Origin of the sequence: Nonomuraea solani (assembly GCF_900108335.1) — a bacterium.
Lineage (GTDB): Bacteria > Actinomycetota > Actinomycetes > Streptosporangiales > Streptosporangiaceae > Nonomuraea > Nonomuraea solani.
Genome location: NZ_FNVT01000008.1, coordinates 440,382 through 463,920, shown reverse-complemented (window position 1 = coordinate 463,920; position 23,539 = coordinate 440,382). Strand labels below are relative to the sequence as shown.

20 protein-coding genes are annotated in these 23,539 nt (G+C 67.6%); 9 read left to right on the top strand and 11 right to left on the bottom strand.

The window, feature by feature from the left end; genetic code table 11:
* Positions 1-8: 8 nt before the first annotated feature.
* The 5 genes from C4V41_RS29695 to C4V41_RS29675 form a co-directional block, all read right to left on the bottom strand.
* Positions 9-2,852, bottom strand: a complete 2,844-nt coding sequence (locus C4V41_RS29695) for an RHS repeat-associated core domain-containing protein (RefSeq protein WP_146103822.1) — start codon at positions 2,850-2,852, stop codon at positions 9-11.
* Between the two features lie 303 nt (positions 2,853-3,155).
* Positions 3,156-3,593, bottom strand: a complete 438-nt coding sequence (locus tag C4V41_RS29690) for a transposase (protein WP_103959236.1) — start codon at positions 3,591-3,593, stop codon at positions 3,156-3,158.
* A 436-nt stretch (positions 3,594-4,029) separates the two neighbouring features.
* Positions 4,030-5,193, bottom strand: coding sequence for a trypsin-like serine peptidase (locus tag C4V41_RS29685; RefSeq protein ID WP_103959235.1), 1,164 nt, complete (start codon positions 5,191-5,193; stop codon positions 4,030-4,032).
* 197 nt (positions 5,194-5,390) lie between these two features.
* Positions 5,391-6,482 carry a trypsin-like serine peptidase gene (locus C4V41_RS29680; RefSeq protein WP_103959234.1) on the bottom strand — a complete coding sequence of 364 codons (1,092 nt, stop codon included), beginning with the start codon at positions 6,480-6,482 and terminating at the stop codon, positions 5,391-5,393.
* A 335-nt stretch (positions 6,483-6,817) separates the two neighbouring features.
* On the bottom strand, positions 6,818-7,942 hold the full coding sequence (locus C4V41_RS29675; RefSeq protein ID WP_103959233.1) for a trypsin-like serine peptidase: 1,125 nt from the start codon (positions 7,940-7,942) through the stop codon (positions 6,818-6,820).
* A 283-nt stretch (positions 7,943-8,225) separates the two neighbouring features.
* On the opposite strand from C4V41_RS29675, the gene C4V41_RS29670 reads away from it, so the two are divergent.
* From C4V41_RS29670 to C4V41_RS29645, 6 genes are all read left to right on the top strand, one after another.
* Positions 8,226-9,662, top strand: a complete 1,437-nt coding sequence (locus C4V41_RS29670; RefSeq protein WP_103959232.1) for an acetyl-CoA synthetase — start codon at positions 8,226-8,228, stop codon at positions 9,660-9,662.
* A 96-nt stretch (positions 9,663-9,758) separates the two neighbouring features.
* Positions 9,759-10,025, top strand: a complete 267-nt coding sequence (locus C4V41_RS29665) for a hypothetical protein (RefSeq protein ID WP_146103821.1) — start codon at positions 9,759-9,761, stop codon at positions 10,023-10,025.
* Positions 10,012-10,440, top strand: coding sequence for a type II toxin-antitoxin system VapC family toxin (locus C4V41_RS29660; RefSeq protein ID WP_103959230.1), 429 nt, complete (start codon positions 10,012-10,014; stop codon positions 10,438-10,440). Before C4V41_RS29665 ends, C4V41_RS29660 begins: the two co-directional genes overlap by 14 nt.
* A gap of 45 nt (positions 10,441-10,485) precedes the next feature.
* A complete protein-coding gene (locus C4V41_RS29655; RefSeq protein WP_103959229.1) occupies positions 10,486-11,367 on the top strand; it encodes a hypothetical protein in 882 nt (293 codons plus the stop codon).
* A gap of 9 nt (positions 11,368-11,376) precedes the next feature.
* Positions 11,377-12,333 carry a zinc-binding dehydrogenase gene (locus C4V41_RS29650; protein ID WP_103959228.1) on the top strand — a complete coding sequence of 319 codons (957 nt, stop codon included), beginning with the start codon at positions 11,377-11,379 and terminating at the stop codon, positions 12,331-12,333.
* 76 nt (positions 12,334-12,409) lie between these two features.
* Complete coding sequence (locus tag C4V41_RS29645; protein WP_103959227.1) at positions 12,410-13,267, top strand: oxygenase MpaB family protein; 858 nt, start codon at positions 12,410-12,412, stop codon at positions 13,265-13,267.
* Positions 13,268-13,276: 9 nt separating this feature from the next.
* Here the strand turns inward: C4V41_RS29645 and C4V41_RS29640 are convergent, their stop codons facing one another.
* From C4V41_RS29640 to C4V41_RS29620, 5 genes are all read right to left on the bottom strand, one after another.
* Complete coding sequence (locus C4V41_RS29640) at positions 13,277-14,014, bottom strand: PadR family transcriptional regulator (RefSeq protein WP_103959226.1); 738 nt, start codon at positions 14,012-14,014, stop codon at positions 13,277-13,279.
* A complete protein-coding gene (locus C4V41_RS29635; protein WP_103959225.1) occupies positions 14,011-14,814 on the bottom strand; it encodes a DUF4097 family beta strand repeat-containing protein in 804 nt (267 codons plus the stop codon). The genes C4V41_RS29640 and C4V41_RS29635 overlap by 4 nt, the downstream gene beginning before the upstream one ends.
* Positions 14,815-14,915: 101 nt before the next feature.
* Entirely contained in the window at positions 14,916-15,095 is a 180-nt protein-coding gene (locus tag C4V41_RS29630) for a DUF6104 family protein (protein WP_103959224.1), read from the bottom strand.
* A 104-nt stretch (positions 15,096-15,199) separates the two neighbouring features.
* The gene (locus C4V41_RS29625) at positions 15,200-18,841 is read right to left on the bottom strand and encodes a multifunctional oxoglutarate decarboxylase/oxoglutarate dehydrogenase thiamine pyrophosphate-binding subunit/dihydrolipoyllysine-residue succinyltransferase subunit (RefSeq protein ID WP_103959280.1); all 3,642 of its coding nucleotides are present in this window, start codon (positions 18,839-18,841) and stop codon (positions 15,200-15,202) included.
* Between the two features lie 204 nt (positions 18,842-19,045).
* Positions 19,046-19,690: a B3/B4 domain-containing protein gene (locus tag C4V41_RS29620; RefSeq protein WP_103959223.1), complete on the bottom strand. Its 645-nt coding sequence runs from the start codon at positions 19,688-19,690 to the stop codon at positions 19,046-19,048.
* Positions 19,691-19,763: 73 nt separating this feature from the next.
* Here C4V41_RS29620 and C4V41_RS29615 point away from each other — a divergent pair, with 73 nt between their 5' ends.
* Together C4V41_RS29615 and C4V41_RS29610 are read left to right on the top strand one after the other, a co-directional pair.
* Entirely contained in the window at positions 19,764-20,327 is a 564-nt protein-coding gene (locus C4V41_RS29615) for a winged helix-turn-helix domain-containing protein (protein WP_103959222.1), read from the top strand.
* A complete protein-coding gene (locus tag C4V41_RS29610; protein WP_103959221.1) occupies positions 20,324-21,601 on the top strand; it encodes an MFS transporter in 1,278 nt (425 codons plus the stop codon). The genes C4V41_RS29615 and C4V41_RS29610 overlap by 4 nt, the downstream gene beginning before the upstream one ends.
* Here C4V41_RS29610 and C4V41_RS29605 read toward each other — a convergent pair.
* A complete protein-coding gene (locus C4V41_RS29605; protein WP_103959220.1) occupies positions 21,549-22,394 on the bottom strand; it encodes a glutathione S-transferase family protein in 846 nt (281 codons plus the stop codon). The genes C4V41_RS29610 and C4V41_RS29605 overlap by 53 nt on opposite strands.
* 46 nt (positions 22,395-22,440) lie before the next feature.
* Between C4V41_RS29605 and C4V41_RS29600 the strand changes: the two genes are divergently transcribed.
* A complete protein-coding gene (locus tag C4V41_RS29600; RefSeq protein ID WP_103959219.1) occupies positions 22,441-23,496 on the top strand; it encodes an MBL fold metallo-hydrolase in 1,056 nt (351 codons plus the stop codon).
* Positions 23,497-23,539 lie beyond the last annotated feature (43 nt).

Here is a 23,539-nt window from a genome sequence, read left to right as displayed (position 1 = left end):
CACCTCCTCTACTGCCATGAATTATAGTCCGACGCAGGTTCCTTGCAAGACGTGCTGCTCACGCAGTCCCAATACTCGTTCGCTGCGCTCCTTACCCAACCATATATGGCATTCCATCGCTTCTGTGCTTCTGCGGTAGGAGCTGGTCCGCCACTTCTCCATTTCGCAAAATCGGTTGGTTTAACGCCATAGGCTACAGCGGCTTCCCAGTCATTTATGTGTCGGGTTGTGTTTTCTTTCCCATTTCGATGCGGGCCGCCGGGAACTTTAATGGTCTTCTTCAAGTATCGCATATAAGCGGCAGCGAGTCGGACTGCCATCCGAGTGTCATGGTTTAGGATACCGCCGATTGCGCGATTGCTGAGATTCTTTCCCATATCCCCGTAGTACTCTTTCATCATCTCCCTGGCGGTGCCGATCTGCATTTGACCGATTCCCAAAGAAGTCCAGTCCTGCCAGCCTTCCTTTTCTCCGACAGCATCGCCCGGATATCCACCTGTTGGCTCCCAGTGCGACATCTCGTAAATGAGGACGGCTGCTAAGGCATTTCGGTCGATGCCGTGTTCTTTTGCCGCCTCGTTAATAATGGTTTTCAACTTGATGAGGCGCTTGTACTTGGTGTAATAGCCGTACCGCTGATCCGTCGAGGAATCCCTCGTTGTATAAGCGGCATAGTTCCGGCTTCCCGGCTTGATACCCTTTGACCGCTTGAGGGTTCCAGAATAATTTTCTTGACTCATAAGCTTGAAGCCAGCCAGCCGAGGATCGTTAGGATTTCTCCTTGCGGCGTTTTCCATAGCTTCGATGCTAGCTAGCCCTCCTGCTGCCACCCAGTTGAAGGCCAGGTCATCATTGGTCAGAAGCGGCGACCATTTTGTCATGTATTCGTTTTGGACCTTCTCGCTGGCGAACCAGAAGTTGGGCTGATCGACGAGTCGCCCGTTGGGCATGACCTTCCAGCCCAGCCTTGCCAGTTCGTCCTGTGAGAATCCAGGGTTCCATTCGATCTGCTGGATCCAGGTTGGGTCGATGACTTCAGCGCTATCGCAGGACCAGATGTCGCAAGCGATGGCGCCGCCTCCGATGTCTTCTCGGAATCCGCTTCCGCCACCGAACATGATGCCGTACTGAGCGTAAATCTCGCTCACGGATTTGCTGCCGACGCCTGGCGTGTAGGACGCGTTTCCGGCGATTGAGCCGCCGTTGATGACGGTGGCGTGGCCGGTGGGGTCGGTGCCGATGAGAGGGGAGGCGTTGGCGTAGGTGTAGCGGTTGGCCTGGACCGAGGGGTTCGGGTTCAGGGTTGCGGTATCGCGGCTGCTGAAGGTGCTGGTGTCCGGCTGGTACCAGCGGGCGTGCATGTTGACCTTGCCGGTGTCCGGGTCGGTGTATTCGCCTTGGTAACCGAGGTTTGTTTTGGTGCCGGTCTGGGCGATGGCGGTGCCGAAGGGGTCGTAGGCGGTAGAGGTCTGCAGGTTTGCGGTGAAGGTGGCAACCAGGTCGCCGTGCAGGTCACTGAGCGTTGCGGCCGCCGCACCCGCGCCTTCCTGGAGGCTGAGCAGGCCGCCGTTGATGTCGCGCGAGTACTTCGCCTGGACGGCGCCGCTGCTGTCGGTGATGGCGGCAAGGTCGTTGCCTAGGCCGGAGTAGGCGAAGGACTGCTTGGCGGTGCCGCGGATCCGGGTGGTCATCCGGCCGATCGCGTCGTAGCTGTAGAGGCTGTCGCCGTCGGCGATGAGCTGGTCGAAAGCGTTGAAGGTGTAGTTGGTGGTGGTGCCGGCCTTGGTCTGGGTGGCCAGGGTGCCACGTGGTGTGTAGGTGTAGTCGGTGCCGTCGCCTGAGGTCAGGCGGTTGCGCTCGTCGTAGGCGAACGTCTTGTTGCCGGCCTTGGTGCGGTTGCCGGAGGCGTCCCATTCATAGGCGGTCACTGCGCCACCGGGGGCGGTCCAAGAGGTGAGGCGGCCGGCGTGGTCGTAGCCGTAGGTGTTGGTGCCTGCGCCGGCGGTGCCGGCTGTGGTCTTGGTGGTGAGGTTGTTGTCCTTGTCCCAGCCATAGGTGATCTTGGCGAGTTGGGTGCCGGAGCCGTTCTGCAGGGTCTGGCCGGTGATCCGGTCCATGTTGTCGTAGTCGATGGTCTGGGTGCTGGCTTGGCCGCTGGTGGCGGTAATGGTCTTCAGGCGGCTGGCCGGGTCGTAGCCGTAGGTGAGGGTGCGGTTGGTGAGCGGGTCGGTGGTGGTTTCGAGGCGGTTGGCGCCGTCCCAGGTGAATGTCGCGGTGCCGGCGGCGTCGATGCGCTGGGCGAGATTACCGCCATCGTCGTAGCCGTAGGCGGTCTCCTGAGCGGTACCGCGGGAGATCTTCAGCGGCAGGCTGCGGTCGTTGTAGTCCACGGTCAGATCGCCGGCAGTGGTGAGGCGGCTTGCCAGGTCGTAGCCGAAAGCGCGCTCAGATGCTGCGGCGCCGCCACCCGCGCCGGTCTCCTTGGTGAGGCGGCCGAGGTGGTCGAAGGTGCGGTCGATGCGCACTTCGCCAGGCTGGATCGTGGCCTTCTGGTTGCCCGCCGCGTCGTAGATGTGGGTCCAGGTGCGGTCGGCCGCGTTGGGGTGGGCGGTCGTAGCCGGTTCGGTCACGGTTTCGGCCAGGCCGAGGCTGTTGTAGCTGGTCCAGGTGGCGTTACCGCGACCATCTGTGAGACGGGTACGGGTGCCGGTGGCGTCGTAGCCGAACGTGGTGGTGATCGACTCGCTGCCGGAGACCGGCTCGATGAGTGAGGTGGCGCGGTTCAGCGCGTCGAAGGTCTGCTTGGTGACATGTCCCTCAGGAGACGTGACGCTGGTCGGGTTTCCAGCCACGTCGAAGCCGTATCCGTAGGTTCGGAGCACCGTGGTGGCGCGGGGTGCGGGCAGCTTTAGAAGTCACCTAACGGGATGGTTGCGCACCCGCTATAGGGTAGCGATGCGGGGTATTTGAGTAGGCCGACGAGATAATGCGATGCGGTGGGCATGACGTGACTTTAAGGTATTTGCGAGCCCTCTGAGTCAGATGGTGGTGCGTGCAGGACCTTGAACCAAGGCCTTGCAGGCTGCGGCGCCGGAACCCTCGTTCTCGGTTCCGGCGCCGTTGGGTTGCGTTTTCGGGTCGGTGGTGCGGTGGCTCTAGTAGATCCGTGGCTGGACGGTATGGCCCAGGAGGGCCTGCAGGCTCGCCAGCACCGCGACGTCCTTGATCTGGAGTGCGAAGGGTGTTGGCGTGGTGCGATTCGCGGGGGATGCGCGGAGATGCATCCGGGCGGCACCGATGCTGACAGGGTCGTCGCCGAGTATGCGTCCGGCGTTCTCTCCGCCCGTCTGCAGTGCGATGGCCAGGGCCTGCCAGGTGCCGGTGGCGGCCCAGTGGCGGTGGCGTCTATATATGGTCACCCAGCAGCCGAACCTGTCGGGGAGTTCGCGCCAGCGCACCCCGGTTCTGGCCTGGTAGAGCATTCCATTGATCAGTGTCCGGTCGTCCGTATCGCGACCGGGACGCCTGCCGGCCGAGGGGAGCAGCGGCGCCACTCTTTCCCACTCGGCGTTCGTCAGATCACCACGATGCATGCGCTCATCGTGACAAGGTAACCACTGTCTGTCAGTAGTTCCAATAAAGATCTTCTTGGAGTCGCGATCGGACAGGCCGCTGGGCTCGGTCGTTGGCTAGGGATGCTGAGGGGAAAGTTCCTCTCGGGGCGCGGGAGGGCTGGGTGCCTCGCTCCAGGCGAAGCCCCCAGGAAGAACGTCCGAGCGACCAGCGAGGCCCACTTGGGGTGGGCATTCGTCGGCCCACCGTGTAGCCAGGCAACGGGCGGGCCATCAGGCGAGCGGAGCGAGCGGGCTTGTCATCGGGGTCGAAGGGGTGGAGCCCCTGGGGAGCGCTGTCTGAGCCTGTAATGGCGCGTAGCGCCCCCAAATGCGAAGTCCTTGCAGTGGGGGTGGGGAAGCCAGAAGGCGAGAGCCTCGGGCATCCCGAGGCCCTCGCCTGCTCCCCTGGGGAGGCTTACTTGTAGAGCTCGCCCCGCGGGCCGACGATCTTGCCGGACCAGACGTTCTTGGCCGCGTTGTAGACCGACGCCGTCTCACCGTCGAAGTACGGGGACGTGATGTAGTCGATGCGGTCGTTGCCGTCCTGGTCGGCGAAGGTGCTCGTCGTGCCGTTGACGTACCCGAGGCGCTTGCCGTTGTTGTAGTTCATGAGCCACGGCCCACCGTCATAGCCGGGGGTCACGGCGCACTTGAGGCCGATGTGCTCCTCGATCTTGAGCCAGGGGGCGCCGACCGCCTTGGCCGTGGTCTTGCCGTAGCAGTGCTTCGGGGTCACGCCGCTGTACGGCTTGTTGCCGTCGGGGTGCGGGGCCGACGGGTAGCCGAAGGCGCGGACCGTCTTGCCGGTGGCCTGGTTCCAGGCGAAGCCCTGGCCGCCGACGTTGTCGCCGAGCCGTCCCGCGTCCTTGGACAGCAGGATGTAGTGGCGGCCGCCCCACGAGCGCTTCGGGCCGGTGAAGCCCGCGTACTCACGAGGGGTGACGCGCTTGACGCCGTTCGAGGTGATGCCGTTGTAGACGGTGACGAACGCGTAGTCGCGGTCGTAGTCCTCGTAGGTGTCGAAGTCGTAGTGGGTGAAGGCCTGCTTGCCCACGTAGATGCCCCACGGAGCCTTGCCCTGGTAGTAGCCGGGGACGAAGACCCAGTTGTCCATGGTGGGGGAGTTGCTGTCCGTGTCGTACACGCAGTGGCCGGCGGTGGAGACCAGGTTGCGGTAGTTCGACTGGATCGCGGTGCCCGAGCACCAGCGGAACTTGCCGGAGCCGTCGACGAAGAAGACCTTGCCGATCGTCTTCGGGAGGTTGACGTTCTGCGCGCTGCCGCCGGACTTCGACTCGCCGGTCGGCGCGGTGGTGCCGGGGCGTCCGTCGGGGCTGTAACCGCCCTTGGAGACGACCTTCCTGACTTCTTTCGAGTCCCACGTGTACTGCGTCGCCTGACGCAGCGCGGCGCCGTTCGAGGCGAGCCAGAACGAGGCGACGGACACGGCCTGGGACGTGTTGCGGGCCATCGGGTCATTGGCGACGTCGCCGTCGGCCTGCGCCGTGCCGGACAGGCCGGTGGCGAGCAGACCGGTGGCCAGGACGGCTCCGCCGGCGGGAAGAAGGATTCGCTTCACAGTAACTCCAGGTTGCGCTGACATGAGGCGCCTCGTGCACCTCCAAAACTCAGCAAACGGACAGCCCGGAACTTACAGTGTTGACCATGTACGTGTGAATTTCGGGTAGATCATGTCAACGTTCCAAAGGGGCGCTGTGACCGTACCGAGATGTGAAAGCGGCTGATCACGCGCAGTGATCACCTGGTTGCTATGACTTACGTCACACTTGTGATCGTGGTGAGCGCTGCGGCGTGTCGGTAGATCTCGCCGGCCGTGGTGTCGAAGTACGGCGAGGACACCGCGTTGATGCGCGTGTTGGTGCCGGGGTTCCATGTCAGGCTGTTGACGCCGTTGAGGCTGCCGAGCCTGCTGGACTTGTTCCAGCCGATCACCCACGGGCCGCCGCTGGCGCCCTCGGTGAAGTCGCACGGCGTGAGTTCGACGCCCTTCTGCACGTCGCGGGCGGGGGCGACGGTGAACCGGGTGGTGCGCTCCGGGCACTCGCGCAGCGTCTTGCCGTCGAACGGGGTCGTGCGGTCGGGCTGCGCGCCCGCCGGATAGCCGTAGGCGGCCACCGTGTACGTCCCCGGCTTCTTGTTCAGCTCGATCCCGAGCCCGCCCACGTTGTCCTGGAGCCGGCCGACGTCCTTCATGACGAAGCCGCCGTCCCTGGCGACCCAGGTGAAACCGCGGTGCACGGTCACGAACGCGTAGTCGTAGTCGTAGTCGCCCTTGCCCGACCAGTCCTCGTGCAGGTTGATCGAGGCGCCCACGTAGATGCCCTCGGGCGTCTCACCGTTGGGGCCGGGGTTGGGGACGAAGATCCAGTATTCGGCGGCCTTGGCCTGGCGCGGGTCGTACGCGCAATGTCCGGCCGTGGCGACCACGCTGCGGTTCCTGGCCGCGACCGAGGCGGCGGAGCACCAGAACTCCTTGCCGCCGATCCGGAAGAAGACCTTGCCCATGGTGGCGGCCGTGGCGCCCTTGCGCGGCGGCACGGGGGCGACGCCCTGCGCGGCGGTCGCCCGCTTGATCGCGGCGACGGGCACGCCGGGCGCCGAGGTGGCGGCGGCCGACGAGGTCGGCGTGGCGGCACCGGGCGTGGCCGGGCTGTAGGTGTCGCTGTTCTTGAGGCGGTCGGGCTTCCAGTAGTCGGCGACCCGCTTGACGTCGCTGAGGGACTTGGTCAGCGGGATGGGGTAGACCTTGCTGGCGGGCGCGGCGTGGGCGATCCCCGTGAAGGCAGGCAGCACCAGCAGCGCGCCGCCGAGGGCGGCGGCCACGATGCGCCTGACGCGGGGGATCATGAAATGCCTTTCTAGGGGTTGTAAGGGTGGATTTTTCCAGATGTGCGGACTGTAATGCAGCTCGGATAGAGATTCGTTACCTAGTCAGGGTGCACGGTGAACTATAAGGATGCCGTCAGCCGCGCACTCCCGATACGCGCAAATGATCATTAGTCGCGCATGTTTCCGCAGGTCGGGGCTGGGTTCGGCGATCGTCCGTACGCGCAGAATTGCACGCATTCGACGGGCTTTCGGCGCGCTCCAAGTGGTGTACGCCACTCGCGCCGCCCATCCATTTGACCACTGGGGAAGGCCCCGGATCCCTGGGAGCCGGGGCCTCACCGGTGTCGGCTCGATCAGCGCTTGTTGCCGGTCCAGCGGTTGGCCGCGGCCTTGTAGACCTTGTAGGTGTCACCGTTGAAGTACGGCGACGAGATGTGGTCGAAGCGGTCGTTGCCGTCGGTGTCCCACGCGACGCTGTTGACGCCGACCAGATAGCCGGTGCGCGAGGCGCTCTTGTAGTTCCAGATGAACGGCCCGCCACTCGCGCCCGCGGTGAAGGAGCACTTGAAGCCGATGTGCTCCTGGAGGTTGTACTTCGCGGACTCCGGCATCGACTTGGTCTTGCCGTAGCAGAACTTCATCGTGCGGCCGGTGTACGGCCTGTCGCCGTCGGGGTGCTCGCCGGCCGGGTAGCCGAACGAGAACACGTTCAGCTTCGTGCTCCGGTTCCACGCGAAGCCCTGGCCGCCGACGTTGTCGCCGAGCCGGCCGACGTTCTTGACCGTCCAGCGCCAGTCGCGGTGGTCCTTCTTCCAGTCGACCTTGATGCCGTTGTAGACGTTGACGAACGCGTAGTCGAAGTCGTAGTCCTCCTTCACCACGAAATCGTCGTGGGCGTTGAAGGTCTTCGCCGCGTAGATGCCGTAGGGGGCCTTTCCGGTCCACGGCTTGTCGCCGTCCCAGTACGACGGAATGAAGATCCAGTTGTCGTAGAAGGTGTTCTTCTTGGTGTCGTAGACGCAGTGGGCGGAGGTCGCCACGAGGTTGCGGTACTTGCTCTGCACCGAACTCGCCGAGCAGTAACGCCAGTTTCTCCGCTCGCGCGGGTCCGTCCTCGGCAGCGTGAAGAACACGCGGCCGACCGTGTTCGGCAGATTGACGTGCTTGCTCTTCTTGGCCTTGGTCTTCTCCCCGCCGATCGGCGGAACGAGGCCGGCCGGTCCGTCGGGGGTGTCGTTGGTGGCCTTCTTGACGCCCTTGGTGGACATGTCGAGGCCGTCGTCGTAGTCGGTCGCCTGGGCGATGCGGTCCGGCGTCCAGAACTGGATCGCCTGCTCCGCGGGGGTCGCCGCGTTCTTGGAAACCACGTCGGGGGATGCCGTCGCGCTCGCCGCGGTGCCGCTGATGGTTCCCAGGGCCAGCCCGATGGCCACGAGGCCGGACAGTGGGATCGCGATGCGCCTTGCTCGGGAATACATGGAGCTCCTTTCGGCTTTCGGCGGCCCAGAGCGGGGTACTGCGCCCCGGTGGGCCAGGAAAACGATCGAAACGCTAATGAATGGCCCGATGTGGTGTCCGGTAAACGACGTGAAAAAGCATGAGCCGGTTCCGTTCCGTTATAGAAATAGCGAAATCGCATGTATGACTGATCGGCATCCGCGCAGGTGGGGGCCGTGTTCAAATTTCTCCGGCAACACCGGTAACGGCAATTATCAAACGCCACTTCTTATCAACCGAACGTTGTTCTGGTTAGATGGGTGCATGGATCCTCGCACCCCCTGCCTCATTGGCATCGCGCAACGCACCATTCGCGAGCAGCCCGGTCCTGAACCGCTCGATCTGTGGGAGGAGGTGGCGCGCGCGGCGGCGGCCGACGCGCGGCTTCCCGTCGAGCGGCTCGGCTCGATCCAGGTCGTCTACACCGACTCCTGGCAGTACGACTCGCCCGTCGGCCGCCTCGCCGAGCGCCTCGGGGCGACGCCGCGTCACCGCGCCTACTCCAAGGTCTCCGGTACGGCTCCGCAACTGCTCATCGGTGCCGCGGCGGCCGCGATCGCGGCGGGTGAGCTGGAGTCGGCGCTGGTCGTGGGGGCCGAGGCGCTGGCGACGCGGAGGGCGTACCGGATGGCGGGGGAGCACGTGCCGTGGAGCCACCCCGCCGTGCCCAAGCCGCCCTACGGGTGGGAGCGGCCGCCGCATCCCGCCGCGCTGGCCCATGGGCTGTTCCTGCCGGCGCACACCTATCCGATCATGGAGACGGCGCGGCGCGCCTCGCTCGGCGTCGGGGTCGAGGAGGAGATGCGCGAACGGGGCCGGATGATGGCGCCGATGACGGAGGTGGCGGCGGCGAACCCGTACGCGTGGCGCAGGACCGCCCGCACCCCGGACGAGCTCGTCAACGGCGACCGCTTCGTCGGCTGGCCCTACACCAGGAACACGGTGGCCGTGCTGGAGGTGGACCAGGCGGCGGCCGTCGTCCTGGCCTCCTCGCGGCTGGCCGACCGGCTGGGGGTGCCGCAGGAGGGGCGGGTGTACCTGCGCGGGTGGGCGTACGCGGAGGACACCTGGGAGGTGGCGGCGCGGCCGCGGCTCGGCTCGTCGCCGGCCATCGCCGCGGCGGCGGAGGGCGCCTTCAAACGGTCCGGGCTGGGGCTCGGCGACATGGACGCGCTGGACCTGTACAGCTGCTTCGCGATCGCGCTGCGGCAGGCGTGCGACGCCATCGGGCTCGACCCGCTGGACCGGCGCGGGCTCACGGTCACCGGCGGGCTGCCCTACGCGGGCGGGCCGGCCAGCGACTACGTGCTGCACTCGACGGCCACCATGGCGGGGCTGCTGCGGGCACAGTCGGGGCACGGGCTGGTGAGCGGGGTGGGGATGCACCTGACCAAGCACACGTACGCGGTGTGGTCGAGCGACCCGGGCGGCCGGCTGGGCAGCGCCGCGCCGGTGTTCGTCTCGGAGGAGGTGCCGCTGGTCGGGGCTTGTGAGGGGGTGGGGGTGGTCGCGGGGTACACGGTCGCGCACGGGCGGGACGGGGCGGCGGAGCGGGGGGTTCTTGTGGTCGAGGTGGCCGGAGGGCGGGCTTATGCGGTGGTGGAGGAGGGCGAGCTGCTGATCGACGCCGAGGGGCGGGAGTTGGTGGGGCAGGAGGTACGGGTGAGGTCGGATGGGAAGGTCAATGTGGCCACATGGTGAGGTAAAAACTGTGCGAACTCTGTGACTTCTTGACTACTCTCCGGTGTTGACATTTTTATGTCGGCGACGGACGCTGGAGTCATGCGGAGGACAACGGTGCGCATCGACGAGACGCTCCTCAACGAGGCGAAGGCGTACGCGGCCAAGAACGGACGCAGTCTCAACTCAGTCATGGAGGATGCCTTGCGACAACTACTCAACAGGTCCATGGAGGTGGCCGTGCGGCCCCGCGTGGAACTGATCACTTCTGCCGCTCACCCTGGGTTCCAGGCACAGGTTCAGGAGCGTCTCGACGCCGGGGAGAAGCTGGAGCACATCGCTGCGGACTTCGTCGACGAGGAGCTACGCGATGCTGCTTGCTGACGTCAATGTCCTGATCAACGCCTTCCGCCACGAGTCGATCGCCCACAGTCGTTGCCATGCCGTCATAGATGACATGGTGAACGGCGAGTCCGGCTACGCCGTGAGCGACTTCGTCATCAACGGCTTCATCCGAATGGTCACCAACCCGCGCGTGTACAAGGACCCCGACACTCTCGAACGAGCTCTGATCTTCGCCGACAGCTATCGTAACCAGCCGCACGCGACGGTGGTCACCGCCGAGGCGAGGCACTGGGAGATCTTCACCCGGTTGAGCCGGGAAGCCGATGCGACGGGCAAGCTCATCCCCGATGCCTATCTCGCCGCGCTCGCCATCGAGCACGGTTGTGAATTTGTGACCTGCGACAAGGATTTCGCCCGGTTCCGGGGCTTGCGCTGGCGGTCGCCGCTCAACTGAACTGGGTTCAAGGGCGCAAGCCGGCACTACTCGGCTAGGAACGTCGTGGCTGACCAGTTCGACGTCATCGAGGCAGGCGAGCGCGGCCGTCGCCGGTGGGTCGGGCTGGTGGTGGTTCTGGCGCTCCTGCTGATCCCCCTTGTCAGCCTGCTCACCAGTCGGGACCCCGAGCCGGAGTCGGCACCCGCGAGGCCGACTCCCGCGCCCATCGGGTCGCTGACCAGGCTCAACAACGCGCCCAACCTGCTCAACCCGCACGTCAAGGCCAAGAACGGCGACGAGGTCGTCAAGGTCGTGTTTCCGCACGGGGTGCGGGCCGAGGTGCGGTATCCGGCCGAGCTGGAGCTGGACGAGCTGGGAGTGCGGCCGTTCCAGGGGGCCTACATCGATGGGATCTATCGGCAGTTCGTGGCACCGTACGGGGGCGAGGTCGAGATCACCCGGGGCGGCAAGCCGATCAGGAACTACGCCTCCAACGTCAGCCTCTGGCCCCGTCAGGCGGGCAGCGGTTCCTATGGGCAGGTGCTGCTGTTCGAGTTCGGGAAGTGGCGGCTGGCGATGTACGACCGGGGGCTGGGCCTGACGTTCGAGCAGCGCGTCGACCTGGCGAAGAACCTGAAGGGCACCGTCACCAAGGACGGCTTCCTGGTGTTGTCGGCCGGTGGAAGGACGCGGCTCACCAAGCCGGGCGACGTCGGGGAGGGAGAGGCGATCGGGCCGCAGCTCTGGTTCGGCGGCGGGGCCGGCGAGATGATCGCGCTCGTGCCCACGCCCGACTGCAAGAAGTGGGCCGGGATGCCCGGGGTGATCGAAGGGCGCGGCCGGCCCGCCGACTCGGTGTGCCGGGACAACGTGCTGATCGCCGTCACCGGGCCCGCGGCGTTCCGGAGGGAAGCGCTCAAGAGCATCCGGGTGACCCTGAAGTAAGGTGCGGCCATGTTCGCCGTAACCGCCACACAGACAGATCCCGACAACCCTCTCGCCGGCCTGACGCTCGGCGAGCGTCCGGAGCCCAAGGTGCCGGACGGATGGACGACCGTCTCGGTGCGGGCGGCCGCGCTCAACCACCATGACCTGTGGACGCTCAAAGGCGTCGGCATCAGGCAGGACCGCCTGCCGATCGTGCTCGGCTGCGACGCCGCCGGGGTGGACGAGGACGGCAACGAGGTCATCGTGCACTCCGTGATCGGTACGGGCGCCGACGAGACGCTCGACCCCAAGCGCACCCTGCTGTCGGAGACGTACGACGGCACGTTCGCCGAACGTGTGGCCGTGCCGCGCCGCAACCTCGTGCCCAAGCCCGCCGCGCTCAGTTTCGAGCACGCCGCCTGCCTGCCGACGGCGTGGCTGACCGCGTACCGCATGCTGTTCGACAAGGCCGGGCTCCAGCCCGGCGCCACCGTGCTGGTGCAGGGCGCCGGCGGGGGCGTCGCCACCGCGCTCATCGCGCTCGGCCGGGCCGGCGGCTACCGGGTATGGGCGACCAGCCGCTCCGAGAGCAAGCGCGAACGAGCCCGGCGGCTCGGCGCCGACCAGGTCTTCGAGCCGGGCGCGCGGCTGCCCGAGCGGGTGGACGCGGTCATGGAGACCGTCGGACAGGCCACCTGGAGCCACTCGCTCAAGTCGCTCAAGCCGGGCGGGCGCGTCGTCGTCAGCGGTGCCACCAGCGGCGCGGTCCCGCCGGCCGACCTGAACCGGGTCTTCTTCCTGCAGTTGTCCGTGGTCGGGTCGACGATGGGGACGCGCGAGCAGCTCCAGCGGCTGGCCGTCTTCATGGAGCAGACGGGGGTACGGCCCGAGATCGACCGGGCGCTGCCGCTCGCGGACGCGCGGGACGGCTTCGCCGCCATGGCCGAAGGGGAGATCTTCGGAAAGGTCGTCTTTACCGGCTGAATAAGTGAAGGGTTACTTCTGGCGCACCCGGGTGATACAAGAAGAGTGGGGTTGTATCACCCGGGAGGTCGTCGTCATGAACGTTGAGCCCTTCGGCCCAGGTTCGATGCACTGGGACACCGCCGGCGAATACCGCAACCTGCTCGTGGCCGGGAGCGCGCTGATCCTGCAGACGATGCATCCGGCGGTCGGCGCGGCGGTCGCCGAGCACTCCACGTACAAGGCCGATCCCTGGGGGCGGCTCAACCGCACGCTCGCCTCCGTGCAGAAATGGGTGTACGGCGGCGCCGAGGGCCCGGCCGAGGGCGAGCGGCTGCGGCGGTTGCACAAGCCGATCAGCGGGGTGGACGAACAGGGCAGGCCCTACCACGCCCTGAACGGGGAGGCGTGGGCCTGGGTGCATCTGTCGTTGTTCGAGCGCTTCATCGCGCTCAACCGCTGTTTCGGCACCCCGTTCACCCGCGAGCAGGAGCGGCGGCTCTACGCCGAGTCACGTCAGCTCGGGGCGATCCTGCAGGTGCCGGAGCGGGAGCTGCCGGGCGACCTGGAGGCGTTCTGGGCCTATTTCGACCGCATGGTGGCCGACCGGCTGGAGGCGCACCCGACCGCGCTCGACGTGCTGTCCGTCATGCGCGGCACCCCGGCGCCGCCCGGACTACCGGCGCCGCTGCGCCGGTTGTGGGCACCGGTGGGGGTGGGGTCGGGGGAGTTCAACCACTTCGTCACCGTCGGCACCCTGCCGCCCGCCGTACGCGAGAAGCTGGGCCTGCGCTGGACGGCGCGGGAGGAGCGGCGGCTGCGGCACCTCGGGCACGCCGTCGCGATGCTGACACCGCGCCTGCCGGAGCGCCTGCGCTACATGCCCATCGCCTACCACGCCCGCAAGGCCGCCCGCAGCGCCCGCCGCCCCCAACGCCGGCTCCGTTCGGCCTGAGAGAGCCCGTCAGCGTTCGAGGATGTCGCGGATCCGGCGGCTCGCGTCGTCGAGGGCCGTCCGCAGCTCGGCGAGCTTCTCCGGAGTCAGCCGGGCCTCCGACGCCTCCTGGCGAGCCTCGGCCACGAAGTCGGCCAGGAGTTCGCCCAGCTCGGCGTCCAGCTCGGGCCGGTTGGGCGGCCCGCCGAGCGTGGCCCACACCTCCGACCAGATCCGCCGCCACTCCTTGCTGAGCCGCTCACCCTCGTCCTGCCAGTGGTAGGCGTGCTCCGACCACTGCCGCTTCTGCTGCTCGGTGAGCCGCTTGAGGTCTTCCTTCTGCTTCTTCCCGAAGCGCCGGGACTCCTCGCCGGTCTCCTTGCGGACGTCTTTGGCCATCCGCGTCAGCTCGTCGCGCAGTGACTTGACCGTGTCGCGCACATCCTCCTTGACCTCGCGGGCGATGTCGCGCACCGAGGCGGAGATCTCCTGCTCCAGGTCGTCGAGCTCGTCGAGCCGGGCGTTCAGCTCCTCGCGGCCCTTGTCGGTGATCGAGAACACCTTCTTGCCGTCGACCACCTCGTGGGTCACCAGGCCCTCCTCCTCCAGGCGGGCCAGACGCGGGTAGATCGTGCCGGGAGAGGGCGAGTAGACGCCGAGAAAACGATCCTGGAGCAGCCGGATGACCTCGTAGCCGTGGCGCGGGCTCTCCTCCAGCAACTTGAGCAGGTACAGCCGGAGCCGGCCGTGACCGAAGACAGGGCTCATTCCTTCTCTCCCTTGAGCAGCGCGACCTCACCGGAGACCGTGATGGCCGAGACCGAGGCCATGCCGCCACCCAGCCGCCCCGACATTGACTTGATGCCGGGGCCGCCGGCGTTGGACAGCTCGTCGAAGGCGCTGACGAGCCGTCCTGAGGTGGATCTGAGGCTGACGTCCGTCTCCACGTTCTCTGGGAGCCTGACCAGGATGTCACCCGAGACGCTGTTGAACGTCACATGACCCGTCGGCCGCAGCGTGAGATCGGCCGTGATGCGGCCGGAAATGGTGTTGGCCCGCAACCGGCGCGGGCTGCCGTCGGCCACGGTCAGGTCGCCGGAGACGCTCTTGAAGGCCAGGTCGCCGTCCATGGCGCGGCTCTCGACGGGGGCGGAGACGGTCGAAGCGCTCACGGAGCCGCTCACGCCGTCGAGCACGATCTCCCCGGACACGCTTCTGACCTGCGTCTCCTTCTCGAACCCGGCCACGACCGCGGGCGCCGAGACCACCCCGGCGTTGACCGCGCAGCCCTTGGGGACGGTGATCGTCAGCACCGTCCTGCGCCGGTCGCGCCGCAGCCAGCCGAGCACGCCGTCCCAGGTGAGGTCCTTGTAGGAGACGGTGAGCTCTCTGGCCTCCTCGTCGTACGTCACCAGCAGCGGCGAGGCGGACTCGATCTCGGCCACCTCCAGCGTGGGCGGCCCGTCGCTGGCCAGCACGTCGAGGCGGCCGGCGACGATGCGTACGTCGAGCGACGCCACATCCCCGAACGTGAGCTGCTCTGGCTCCTCGATCGTCCACTGCTGCATGCTTCCCCCGCCCTCCTGGCGACATGTTCCTCTATAAACACGATATGTCGTGATTAGTGAAAACTCAAGATGTATCGCGTTTCGCAAGGGGGTGGCGAGCGTTACTCGTCCTCGTCGTCGTCCAGGCGCGCCAGCCAGGTGGCCAGCCGCTCGATCGGGGTCTCGAACTCGGGGTTGAGATCGACGAACTCACGCAGCCGCTCGCCGAGCCAGAGCAGGCTGACCTCTTCCTCGCCCCGCCGCGAGACCAGCTCCTCGATCCCCCGATCGGTGAAGTACATCGTTTTCCCCTTCTCGCCGGGGCACCTCGCCCCGCCTGACTTTAGCCTGGTTGAAACAGCAGTGAGCCCCCGGCCAGGAGGCCGGGGGCTCACCGAAGAGAGGCTCAGCCGAAGATCTGGTGCAGGATCTCCTCGAGCTCCGTGTCGTGCGAGTTGTGCGACCCCGTCGCCGGGGAACTGTTAGGCGTGCGCGACACCCGGCGCAGCGGCCGCCCGCCCAGCATCTGCGGGTCCTCCGCCAGCTTGAGCGTCAGGTAGGGCCACGGCCCCATGTTGACCGGCTCGTCCTGGGCCCAGATCAGCTCCGCCTGGCCGCTGTAACGCGCCAGCTCGGTGGCCAATTCCTCGCCCGGGAACGGGTAGAGCCGTTCGAGCCGCACGATCGCGACGTCGTCACGGTTGTTCTTGTCGCGGTAGGCGGCCAGGTCGTAGTAGAGCCTGCCCGAGGTGAGCACGACCTTGGAGACCCTGTCCTGGGCGGCGGTGGTGTCACCGATGACGGGCTGGAAGGCCCCCGAGGTGAAGTCGACCGCCTTGGACGTGGCCGCCTTGTGCCGCAGCAGCGACTTGGGCGTGAAGACCACCAGCGGCTTGTGCCGCTCCGACTCCACCTGCCAGCGCAGCAGGTGGAAGTAGTTGGCCGGCGTGCTGGGCTGCGCGACCGTCATGTTGTCGAGCGCGCAGACCTGCAGGAACCGCTCGATGCGGGCCGAGGAGTGGTCGGGGCCCTGGCCCTCGAAACCGTGCGGCAGCAGCAGCACGACCGAGGACTTCTGGCCCCACTTCTGCTCGCCCGACGAGATGAACTCGTCGATGATCGTCTGAGCGCCGTTGACGAAGTCGCCGAACTGCGCCTCCCACGCGACCAGGGCGTCGGGCCGCACGACGCTGTAGCCGTACTCGAAGCCCAGCGCCGCGAACTCGCTGAGCAGCGAGTCGTAGACGTAGAACTTCGTGGTGCCCTGGTTGAACGTCTTGAGCGGCGTGTGGTCGGCGCCGGTCATCCGGTCCACCAGGACGGCGTGGCGCTGCGTGAACGTGCCGCGCCGGGAGTCCTGGCCGACCAGGCGCACCGGGTGGCCGTCCATGAGCAGCGAGCCGTAGGCCAGCGTCTCACCCATCGCCCAGTCGATCGCGTCCTGCTCGACCATCTGGCCACGGCGCTGCAGCACCGGCGCCAGGCGCGGGTGCGGCGTGAAGCCGTCGGGCAGGTTGAGCTGGGTGTCCACGATGCGCTTGAGCGTCTCGTGGGTGATCGCGGTCGGCGTGTCCTCGTGGGACCACTTGACGACCTCGGTGTGCGGCACCCGCATCGCACCCGCTTCGAGCGGCTTCTTCGCCGCCTCGCGGGTCTCGGTGAACGCCTGCTCCAGCTTGGCCTGGTAGTCGCGCAGCGCCTGCTCGGCCTCTTCGACCGTGATGTCGCCGCGGCCGATCAGGGCCTCGGTGTAGAGCTTGCGGGTCGAGCGCTTGGCGTCGATGAGGTCGTACATCAGCGGCTGGGTGAAGGCCGGGTTGTCGCCCTCGTTGTGACCGCGGCGGCGGTAGCAGATGAGGTCGATGACGATGTCCTTGCGGAACGCCTGGCGGTATTCGTAGGCCAGCTCGCCCACGCGGACCACGGCCTCGGGGTCGTCGCCGTTGACGTGGAAGATCGGCGCCTGGATCATCCGCGCCACGTCGGTCGCGTAGACCGAGGAGCGGGACGAGGCGGGCGAGGTCGTGAAGCCGACCTGGTTGTTGACCACCACGTGCACGGTGCCGCCGGTGCGGTAGCCGCGCAGCTGCGACAGGTTGAGCGTCTCGGCCACGACACCCTGGCCGGCGAAGGCCGCGTCACCGTGGATGAGGACGGGAAGGACCGTGAAGCCCTCCTCGCCGCGCTCCAGGAGGTCCTGCTTGGCGCGGACGACGCCCTCCAGCACCGGGTTGACCGCCTCCAGGTGGGAGGGGTTGGCCACCACGGACGCGGTGATCGTCTTGCCGCTCGGCGCGGTGAACTCGCCGGTCGCGCCGAGGTGGTATTTCACGTCGCCCGAGCCGTGCGCCGTGCGCGGGTCGATGTTGCCCTCGAACTCGCCGAAGATCTGGGCGTAGGACTTGCCCACGATGTTGGCCAGCACGTTGAGGCGGCCGCGGTGGGCCATGCCGATGACGACCTCGTCGAGGTCCTCGTCGGCGGCGTCGCTGATCACCGAGTCGAGCAGCGGGATCAGGGACTCGCCGCCCTCCAGCGAGAAGCGCTTCTGGCCGACGAACTTCGTCTGCAGGAACGTCTCGAACGCCTCGGCGGTGTTGAGCCGCGACAGGATGTTGAGCTGCTCGTCGCGCTCGGGCGACTTGTGCGGCTTCTCCACCCGCGCCTGGATCCAGGCCCGCTCCTCGGGGTTCTGGATGTGCATGTACTCGATGCCGATGGTGCGGCAGTAGGAGTCGCGCAGCACGCCCAGGATCTCGCGCAGCTTCATCAGCGGCCGGCCGCCGAAACCGCCGGTGGCGAACTCGCGCTCCAGGTCCCACAGCGTCAGGCCGTGCGACTGGATGTCGAGGTCGGGGTGCTTGCGCTGCTTGTATTCGAGCGGGTCGGTCTCGGCCATCAGGTGGCCGCGCACGCGGTAGGCGTGGATCAGCTCGATCACGCGAGCCGACTTCGCCACGTCGTCGTCGTGCGAGGCCGAGATGTCCTGGACCCAGCGGACCGGCTCGTACGGGATCCGCAGCGCCTCGAAGATCTCGTCGTAGAAGCCGTCCTCGCCGAGCAGCAACCGGTGGATCTGGCGCAGGAAGTCGCCCGACTGGGCGCCCTGAATGATCCGGTGGTCGTAGGTGCTGGTCAGCGTCATGACCTTGGAGACGGCCAGCCGCGAGAGCGTGTCCGGGGACGCGCCCTGGTATTCGGCCGGGTATTCCATCGCGCCGACGCCGATGATCGTGCCCTGACCGGGCATGAGGCGCGGCACCGAGTGCACGGTGCCGATCGTGCCGGGGTTGGTCAGCGAGATCGTGGTGCCGGAGAAGTCGTCGACGCCGAGCTTGCCCGCCCGCGCCTTGCGCACGACCTCCTCATAGGCGATCCAGAACTGCCGGAAGTCCATCTCCTCGGCGCCCTTGATGGAGGGCACGAGCAGCTGGCGCTCGCCGTTGCTCTTCTGGACGTCGATCGCCAGGCCGAAGCCCACGTGCTCGGGCTTGACCAGGGTCGGCTTGCCGTCGACCTCGGTGAAGGAGTAGTTCATCTCCGGCATCGCCCGCAGCGCCTTGACGATCGCGAAACCGATCAGGTGCGTGAAGGAGATCTTGCCGCCACGGCCCCGCTTGAGGTGATTGTTGATCACGATGCGGTTGTCGATGAGCAGCTTGGCCGGAATGGCCCGGACACTGGTCGCCGTCGGCACGGTCAGCGACAGGTCCATGTTGGCGGCCGTACGGGCCGCCGCGCCACGCAGCTTGACCTCTTCGGCGCCCTTGGGCACCGGCGTGGCCGGCTGCTTCGGCTTCTCGGCCGCGGGCGGCGCCTTTGGCGGCGCCTGCGGGGGTGCAGGGGGGGCGGTCACAGTGCCGTTCGCCGCCTCCCTGACCGGGGCCCGGCCCGGTCCGTAGTCAGGGTTGTAGTCAGCGAAGAAGTTCCACCAGGCCTTGTCGACAGACTCGGGATCTTGGAGGTACTTCTGGTACAGCTCGTCGACAAGCCACTCGTTCTGACCAAAGCTTGCCAGCGGGTTTGTCCGCGACGACTCAGACGACACGGCGGAAATCGCCCTCTTCCGCAGATCGGCGTTGATGTTAGAGAACCTGTCCAAGGCTACTCGCCCGGACTGGCAGCGCGCGCCGAAGGGCACGTGCCGCCTCGCACGATCCTCTCAGGAGCGCGCAAAGAGGTCACGCCCCCCTCGTCAATCCGGGTGGTGCAGCAATTATTACGCTTTGGTATCAACACTGCCGGAGCAGGTTTATTTCCCGCCGGACACCAGGCGACTGGCGATCCGCACCTCAGGGGACAACTCGGACAGGAGGTCGGCCAGCTCCTCGCCCGCCTGCTTCAGCTCCTCCAGCGACATCGGCTCCAGCCGCTCCAGAAGGAAGATCGCGTTGGTGGTCTCCTCGGTGAGGCGGGTGCGCACGACCTGGCGCCAGTTCCACCTGCGACAGGTGACGCCGACGTCGTCGCGCCAGATCACCTCGCCGGGCTCCGGCTGCCCGAGCGCCTCCTCCGACGGCTCGTCGCCGGCGGCCCTGACCAGCCGCGCGGGGCCGACGTAGCGGTCGAGGTCCTCGCCGCCGATGGGCAGCGCGTGCTTGACGCTGATCGAGTTGTACGCGTCCACCACCTGATTGATCTCCGGCAGCGGCATCCGCCGGGTGAGGGCGTCGACCGACGGCCTGGTGCGCTGCGGTTTGGCCCCGAACGCCTTGTACGCCTCCTTCCAGGCGTCGATCTTGTCCCCCTGGATCTCCTGCGCCGAGGCCTCGGCCAGCCACACGCGGGACCGGTCGTCCGTGGGCCCGTTGCGCAGGCCGTGGGCGGTCATGATCAGCACCGCGAAGTCGGGTCGCAGCGCGAAGACGGCGTCGTCCACCGAGATGTCGTCAAGCATTCCCCCAGTCTATTGAGGACCAATCCGCAAAATTCCCTTTGCAAAATTGCCTTTGCGGTCTACCGTGAGCAACATGGAGGAATACCGGATCGGCGATCCGCAGGTGCTCAAGGTGGTCGCCCACCCGCTGCGGGTCCGGCTGCTCGGCCTGCTGCGCACCGACGGCCCCGCGACCGCCAGCGAGCTGGGCAGGAAGGTGGGCGAGAGCTCCGGCTCGACCAGCTACCACCTGCGCATCCTGTTCAAGTACGGCTTCGTCGAGGAGGACTCCGAGCAGCGTGACGGCCGCGAACGCCGCTGGCGCTCCCGCTACCGCTACACCTCGTGGGACGCCGGCAAGCTGTCCGGCACCGGCGAGGGACGTGAGGCCGTCAAGATCATGCACCTGCGCCAGGCCGAGATGGTGGGCCGGGTGCTAGAGGAGTTCGACCTCGCCGACTGGCCGCGTGAGTGGGTGGAGGTCGCGGGGATGAGCGACGACCTGCTCGTGCTGCCGCCGGCCGCGCTGAAGGAGTTCGAGGAGCGGGCCGGGGAGCTGCTGCGCGACCTCGCCGCCCGCTACGCCGATCATCCCGACGCCAGGAAGGTGCACCTCTGGTACGGCGCCGTCCCGCGTTCACGGACGGAGGACTCATGACCGCGCGCTCCGCGTTACGGCGCTACATGCTCGTCAGCTTCCTGACCTGGCTGCCACCCGGCCTCATGATGGCCGCCATGGTCCTGTTGATGGCCGGGCGAGGTCTCGGCCTGGGTCAGATCGGCCTGGCGGTGACCGTGTTCTCGATCGTGACCATCGGCCTGGAGCTGCCCACCGGCGGGCTGGCCGACGTCGTGGGGCGGCGCGTGGTGCTGGCGGCCTCGGCCGCGTTCACCGTGGCGGGGCTCGTGCTGATGAGCGTGTCCACGACGTTCGCGATGTTCCTGATGAGCGGGATCCTGAAGGGCGTGGCCAGGGCACTGTCCAGCGGCCCGGCCGCCTCCTGGTACGTCGACACGCTCCACGACCTGGAGGGCCCCGGCGCCGACCTCAAGCCGGGCCTGGCCAGGGGCGGCGCGATGGAGTCCGTGGCCCTGTGCGGCGGCGTGCTGGCGGGCGGCGCCCTGCCGCTCCTGGTGTCGCCCTCGCTGATCTTCCCGCTGGCGGCGCCGCCCCTGGCGGGCGCGGTGGCGGCGGCGGTCCTGCTGGTCGTGGTGGTGTTCGCGCTGCCGGAGCCGCGGCACGCCCATCGCTCGCTGGCGAGCGTGCTGCGCGAGGTGCCGGCGACGGTGGCCGCGGGTGTGCGGCTGGCCACGGGCGGCGCCACGCTGCGCCGGCTCATGGCGGCCGCGGCGGCGTCGGGCGTGGTCCTGATCAGCATCGAGCTGCTCACCCCCGGCCGGCTGGCCGAGCTGGCGGGCACGGCCGAGCGCGGCAGCCTGGCCTACGCCGTGGTCGCGGCGCTGGGGTTCGCCGGCAGCGCGACCGGAAGCGCGCTCGCGCCCCGTGTGGCGCGTCTGGCCGGCGGCTCGGCCAGGGGAGCGATCGCGGGCACCGTGCTGACCGCGCTCTCCGTCGGGATGCTGGCCGCGACGTCGGAGCTGAACGGCCCGGCCGGGCTGGTGAGCGCCGGTCTGGCCTACGTCCTGCTGTTCGTCGGCGGCGCGGTGACGGGGCTGCTGTGCCTGGAGATGACCCACAAGGCGGTCACCGCCGCCGAGCGCACGACCGTCACCTCGACGAGCTCGCTCTCCCTGCAGGCCGGCGGGATCGTGGCCAACCTGACCCTCGGCACCCTGGCCGGCCAGGCGGGCCTTGCCGCCGCCTGGACGATCGCGGCCGTGGTGATGCTGTCGTCGGCCCTGCTGTTCGTGCGGATGCCTACAGGCTCCAGTCGAGCTCAGGTCCTACCGGCACGATCCGGCTCGGGTTGATGTTGGTCTGGGTGAGGTAGTAATGGCGCTTGATCTGGTCGAAGTCGGTGGTCTCGCGGAAGGCCGGGATGGCATAGAGACGGCGCGCGTACGCCCACAGGGCCGGATGGTCCGTGAGCCGCCGTACCGAACACTTGAAGTGCGCGTAGTAGACCGCGTCGAACCTGGCCAGGGTCGTGTAGAGGCGCACGTCACTGTCGGTGAGCGTGTCGAAGAGGAACTCCGACTCGGCCAGCCGCACCTCCAGGAGGCCGAGGGTGGTGAAGACGCGCGCCACCGCCTCCTCGTACACCTGCTGGTCGCGGGAGAAGCCCGCCTCGTAGACCGCGTTGTTGAGGCCGTGGTAGAGGCGGTCGTTCATGATGTCGATGTCGGGGCGCAGGCGTTCCGGATAGAGGTTGGGTGAGGTGCCCCACGACGTCTCCAGATCGAGGGTGATCCGGGGGAAGTCGTTGGTGACGATCCGTTCGTCCCTGGTGTCCCACACGCACGGCACGGTGTAGCGGCCCGTGTAGCCGGGGTCGGTCGCGTGGTAGAGCTCCGACAGGTATTCGGGGTCGCCGCCGGGGATCCGCCAGCCCTTCTCGTCGCGAATCGGGTCGACGATCGTGACGTCCAGCAGGTCTTCCAGGCCGAGGAGCGCCCGGACGATCAGTACGCGCTGTGCCCAAGGGCAGGCGTAGGAGGCGTAGACCCGGTAGCGGCCGGGTTCGGGAGGGCCGAGCCGCTCCGTGAAACGGTTCGGCTGGCGGACGAAGCGGCCATCGTCTGAGATCTCACGTCTCAGCTTCATGACCCCTAGTAGAACACGATTCTAGCCCGGAACTATATTCGGGTACGTGAACTTCGCAGTGACCCCGGCCAACGTGGCGCAGCGGGAGGCGTGGACCGGCGGAACGATCCCGGACGTCGAACGCGTACGCCCAGGGCTGTGGTCGATCCCGGTGCCCATCCCGATCAACCCCCTCCGTTACGTCCTCGTCTACGCCCTCGAACTCCCCGGCGGCGTGGCGATCATCGACGCCGGCTGGAACACCGACGAGGCGTACGACGCCCTCGTCGCCGGCCTGGGCGTGGCCGGGTACACGATCACCGACGTCAAGGGCGTCCTCGTCACCCACATCCACCCCGACCACTACGGCCTGGCCGGCCGCATCCGCGAGATGTCGGGCGCCTGGATCGCGCTGCACCCCGCCGACGCGCGCCTGGTCCGCGAGCGCTACGACGACGCGGCCATCGACTCCCTGATCGAACGGGAGCGCGCGCTGCTGCGCCGCTGCGGCGTCCCGCCGCTGACGCTGGACGAGCTGGCCGGGGCCTCGATGATGATCCGGCACATGGTCTCGATGGCCAAGCCCGACCTGCTGGTCGAGGACGGCGACGAGCTCGACCTGCCCGGCTGGGACCTGCGCGCGATCTGGACTCCCGGCCACTCGCCGGGGCACCTGTGCTTCGTCTCGCCCTCGCGCAAGGTGCTGTTCTCCGGCGACCACGTGCTGGCCAAGATCACGCCCATCGTGGCCGTGCACCCGCAGTCGGGGCCGAACCCGCTGGCCGACTACCTCGACTCGCTGGCCGCCGTACGCGGGCTGGAGGTGGAGGAGGTGCTGCCCGCGCACGAGTACCGGTTCCTGGAGCTGGCCGGGCGGGTGGATCGCGTGCTGGCCCACCACGACGAGCGGCTGGCGGAGATCGAGCAGGTCGTGGGCGCCGCCGACGGGGTCGACTGCTGGGCCGTGGCCACCCGGCTCACCTGGTCGCGGCCGTGGGAGAAGATCCAGCCGTTCATGCGGCGCTCGGCCAACAACGAGACGCTGGCGCACCTGGTCTGGCTGGAGGCCAAGGGACGGGTGCGCCGGGTCGTCGGCGAGCCCGACCTCTGGTACCCCGCCTGAGTTATCGTTGCCTCACTAGAATGTTGTTCTCCTTCGTGGGAGG